The sequence below is a fragment of the Stenotrophomonas sp. PS02297 genome (assembly GCF_029959705.1).
Taxonomy (GTDB): domain Bacteria; phylum Pseudomonadota; class Gammaproteobacteria; order Xanthomonadales; family Xanthomonadaceae; genus Stenotrophomonas; species Stenotrophomonas nitritireducens.
This window is the reverse complement of record NZ_JASCOS010000191.1, coordinates 1-4,367: the sequence shown is the minus strand read 5'-3', so window position 1 is coordinate 4,367 and position 4,367 is coordinate 1. Positions and strand designations below refer to the sequence as shown.

The window sequence follows — 4,367 nt, the reverse complement described above, 5'->3', positions numbered from 1 at the left end:
GCCGCGATGGGGCCTTCATGCAGATCGTTCCGCACCGGACCGCGCATCACCCGTCCGCGGAAATTCGATGGGAAGGCCTCATCGCGGCTGAAGCCGCTCCTGCGGGGATCGCGACGCAGATGCCGGATCAGCTGTTGGCGAGTGCCGCTGCCCGGCCGTCGAACCGCCGCGTCAGCCGGTCGAACCACAGGTAGACCACCGGGGTGATGAACAGCGTGATGACCTGCGAGAACAGCAGGCCGCCGACGATGACCACGCCCATCGGCTGGCGCAGCTCGGCGCCGGCGCCCAGCCCCAGCGCGATCGGCATGGCGCCCATCATCGCGCACAGCGTAGTCATCATGATCGGGCGGAAGCGCAGCAGGCAGGCCTGGTGGATGGCCTCGCGCGCGGCGATGCCGTGCCGGCGCTGCGCGTCCAGCGCGAAGTCGATCATCATGATCGCGTTCTTCTTGACGATGCCGATCAGCAGCAGCACCCCGATCATCGCGATGAAGCTGATGTCCAGCCCGGTCAGGCGCAGCGCCAGGAACGCGCCCACGGCCGCCGACGGGATGCCCATCAGGATCGTGACCGGGTGGATCCAGCTCTCGTAGAGCACGCCCAGGATCACGTAGATCACCGCGATGGCGACCACGATCAGCCACAGCTGCGAGGTCTGCGACTGCTCGAACACCGCCGCCTGCCCGTCGAAGCTGCCGAACACCGTGGCCGGCAGGCCGATCTCGCGCTTGGCCCGGTCGATGGCCGCGGTCGCGTCGGACAGCGAGCGGCCCGGCGCCAGTTCGAAGGAGAAGGTGATCGCCGGCAGCTGCGCCTTGTGCAGCACCGTCATCGTGCCGGTGCCGCGCGAGAGCGTGGCGAACGCGCTCAGCGGCACCATGCCGCCCTGCTGGCTGCGCACGTGGATGCGCGACAGGTCGGTCTCGTCGCGGCGGTAGCGGTCTTCCAGCTCCATGATGACCTTGTAGGTTGCCTGCGGCGCATGGATCGAGGACACCTCGCGGCCACCGAACGCGGCATGCAGGCTGGTGCGCAGGTCGGCCATGTCCACGCCGAGCAGGGCCATCTTGTCGCGGTCCAGGTGGATCTGCGCCTGCAGGCCGCTCTTCTCGAAATCGGTGTCCAGGCCGACGAACACATCCGACCCGCGCAGCGCGGCCAGCAGCTTTTCCGACCAGGCATCCAGTTGTTCGCTGCCCACCGACTGCAGCGTGTACTGGTAGGTGCTGCTGGACGAACTGGCGCCGATCTTCAGGTTCTGCACCGGGCTGAAATTGACCTTCACCCCGGGGATGAAGTTGGTGTTGGCGCGCATCCGCGCCAGCACCTGGTCCATCGGCGGGCGTTGCCCGCGCGGTTTCAGGTCCAGGTCGAACTTGGTGGTGTCGTGGTCCACTTTCGAGGCCGAGGCGAGGATCGCATCGTCCTCCAGCAGCACGTCCTGGATGCGCCGCAGTACCGCCAGCCGGCCCTCGAAGGACATCTCCGGCGGCGTCTTGACCTTCACCGAGACCTGGCCGATGTCCTCCTCGGGAAAGAACGAGCGCGGCGAAGTGACATACAGCAGCGCGGTCAGCACCAGCGTCCCGGCGCCGACGGCCAGCACCGTGCGCGGGTGCGCCAGCGACCAGTCCAGGCCGTGCCGGTACAGCGCCAGCGTGCGCTCGAACAGGCGCTCGAAGCCGCGGTTCCAGCCGGGCGCATCGTCGTGCCGCGGCGCATTGCGCACCAGCATCGGCACCAGTACCGGAATCAGGGTCAGCGCCACCGCAGCCGAGACCAGGATGGCCAGGGTGACGACGATGGCGAACTCGTGGAACAAAAGGCCGGCGGTGCCGGGCATGAAGAAGATCGGGATGAACACCGCCACCAGCGACACCGAGATGGAGACGACGGTGAAGCCGACCTCGCGCGCGCCGCGCAGCGCGGCCTCGCGCGGCGCCATGCCCTGCTCGATGTGGCGCATCACGTTCTCCAGCACCACGATCGCATCGTCCACCACCAGGCCCACGGCAATGGTGATGCCCATCAATGAGATGTTGTTGAGCGACAGGCCCATGGCGTACATCAGCGCGAACGTGCCCAGCAGCGAGATCGGCAGGCTGATCGACGGGATCGCCGCCGAGGTGAGCCGGCGCAGGAACAGCAGGATCACCAGGATGACCAGGGCGATGGTCAGCAGCAGGGTGAGGTTGACGTCGTGGATGGCCTCGCGGATGGACGTGGAGCGGTCGCCCAGGGTGACGATCCGCACCGAGCCGGGCAGCTGCGCCTGCAGCCGCGGCAGCAGCGCCATGATGCTGTCCACCGTGCGCACGGTGTTGGCGCCAGGCTGGCGCTTGATGTCCAGCAGCACCGAGTTGACGCCGTTGACCTCGCCGATGTTCTGCACTTCCTCGACGCTGTCGCGGACCTGGGCGATGTCGGCCAGGCGGATGCCCTGGCCGTCGCGGCTGGCGACGATCACCTGGGCGAAGTCGCGCGCCAGCATCAGCTCGCCCGGCATCTGCACCATCATCATCTGCCGGCTGCTGTCCAGCTGGCCGAGCGCGGTGTTGGCGTTGGCGGTCTTCAGCGCGCTGGCCACGTCCAGCAGGGTCAGGTCCAGCGCCGCCAGCCGCGCCGGATCGGCCTGCACGCGCACCGCGTAGCGCTTGCGGCCCTTGGCGACGACCTGGGCCACGCCGTCGACCGTGGACAGCGCCGGGATCACCAGCTCGTCGATGTAGGCGTTGAGCTCGGACAGCGGCATGGTCGGCGAACTGATGCCGAGCTTGAGGATCGGCGCGTCGCCCGGGTTGACCTTGCTGTAGGACGGCGGCGTGCTCATCTCGGTGGGCAGCGAGCGGCTGACCCGGAACAGCGCGGCCTGCACGTCGGCCGCGGCGGCATCGATGTCGCGGCGCGCGGAGAACTCCAGCAGGATCACGCTCTCGCCCTGGATGTTCTCCGAACTGCTGCCGACCAGACCCGGGATGGCGGAGAACTCCTTCTCCAGCGGCGTGGCCACCGAGGCGGCCATGTTCTCCGGGCTGGCGCCGGGCAGTTTGGCCTTGACCTCGATCACCGGCGTCTCGTAGCGCGGCAGCGCGGCGATCGGCAGGTGGAACCAGGCGACGATGCCGGCGACGACCACGCTGATCCACAGCAGCAGCGTCGCGACCGGGCGCTGCAGGCACAGCCCGGAGATGTTCATGGCGTGCCGCCGGCGGCAGGCGCGTCGGCGACCTGGACTTCGCTGCCATCGCGCAGGTTCTGGTTGCCCTCCACCACCACCTGGTCGCCATCGCCGACGCCGGTCACCACCGCGTTCTGCTCCTGGATGCGCAGCAGCGTCACCGCCTGCGCCCGCACCTTGCGGTCGTCGCCCAACCGATAGACGAAGTGGCCGTCGGGCCCCTCCAGGACCGCCTGCGGCGGCAGCACGATGACGCCCGGATCGCTGCCGGCCAGCAGTTCCACCCGCGCATAGGCGCCGGGCCACAGCGCATGCCCGGGATTGGGGAAGCGCGCCTTGAGCTGCAGCGTACCGGTGGCCGGATTGACCCGGTTGTCGATGAAGAACAGTTCGCCGTCGAGCATCTTCCCGCCGGGCGCCTGCACGCGCACCTGCACCTGGCCGCGCGCGCGCGCGGCCAGCAGCGCGTCCAGGTGCCGCTCGGGCAACGCGAATTCGGCGGCGATCGGGTCGAACTGCAGCAGGCTCACCAGCGGCGCGCTGTCGCCGGCCTGCACCAGGCTGCCTTCGTAGGCGGCCAGCGCACCGGTCTTGCCGTCCATCGGCGCGACGATGCGGGTATGCGCCAGCTGCACGCGCGCCGCATCGATCTCGGCCTGTGCGCCGCGGCGCTGCGCTTCCAGCGTCTTGACGTTGGCCGCCAGCGTATCCAGCGCGCTGGAGGAGATGTAACCGGTACCGACCAGCTCGCGTCCGCGGGAAAGCGCGCGCTGCGCATCCTCCAGCTGCGCCTTGACCTGGGTGGCCTGCGCGCGGGTGCGTTCCAGCTGCGCCTCCAGCTCGGCATCGTCCAGGGTGAACAGCAGCTGCCCGGCGCGCACGTCGTCGCCTTCGCGGAAATGGATCGCGCGCAGGCGCGCGCTGATCTGCGCGCGCACGTCGACCTGCTTCAGCGGCACCAGGTGTCCCTGGCTGTCGATGCGCACCGGCAGGTCGAGCGCCTGCGCCCGGGTGACGCTGACCAGCGGCGCCGCCTTGGGCTTGGCCGCGCCTTTGCCGCCGCCCTTGTAGTAGAAGCCGACGGCCACGACCGCGGCCAGCACCACGAGCCCGACGGCCAGTGCTTTTCCATTGATTGCCATGCGCGGGTCCCGTGTGCGTGGTGGGGGGGCCCGGCCGCCCCCGC

At 69.4% G+C, this 4,367-nt stretch carries 2 protein-coding genes; both read right to left on the bottom strand.

Translation table 11 applies throughout. From position 1 onward, the window contains the following. Positions 1-127: 127 nt before the first annotated feature. On the bottom strand, positions 128-3,199 hold the full coding sequence (locus QMX80_RS18535) for an efflux RND transporter permease subunit (RefSeq protein WP_282278648.1): 3,072 nt from the start codon (positions 3,197-3,199) through the stop codon (positions 128-130). Then, positions 3,196-4,323, bottom strand: coding sequence for an efflux RND transporter periplasmic adaptor subunit (locus QMX80_RS18530; RefSeq protein WP_282278647.1), 1,128 nt, complete (start codon positions 4,321-4,323; stop codon positions 3,196-3,198). The genes QMX80_RS18535 and QMX80_RS18530 overlap by 4 nt, the downstream gene beginning before the upstream one ends. Positions 4,324-4,367 lie beyond the last annotated feature (44 nt).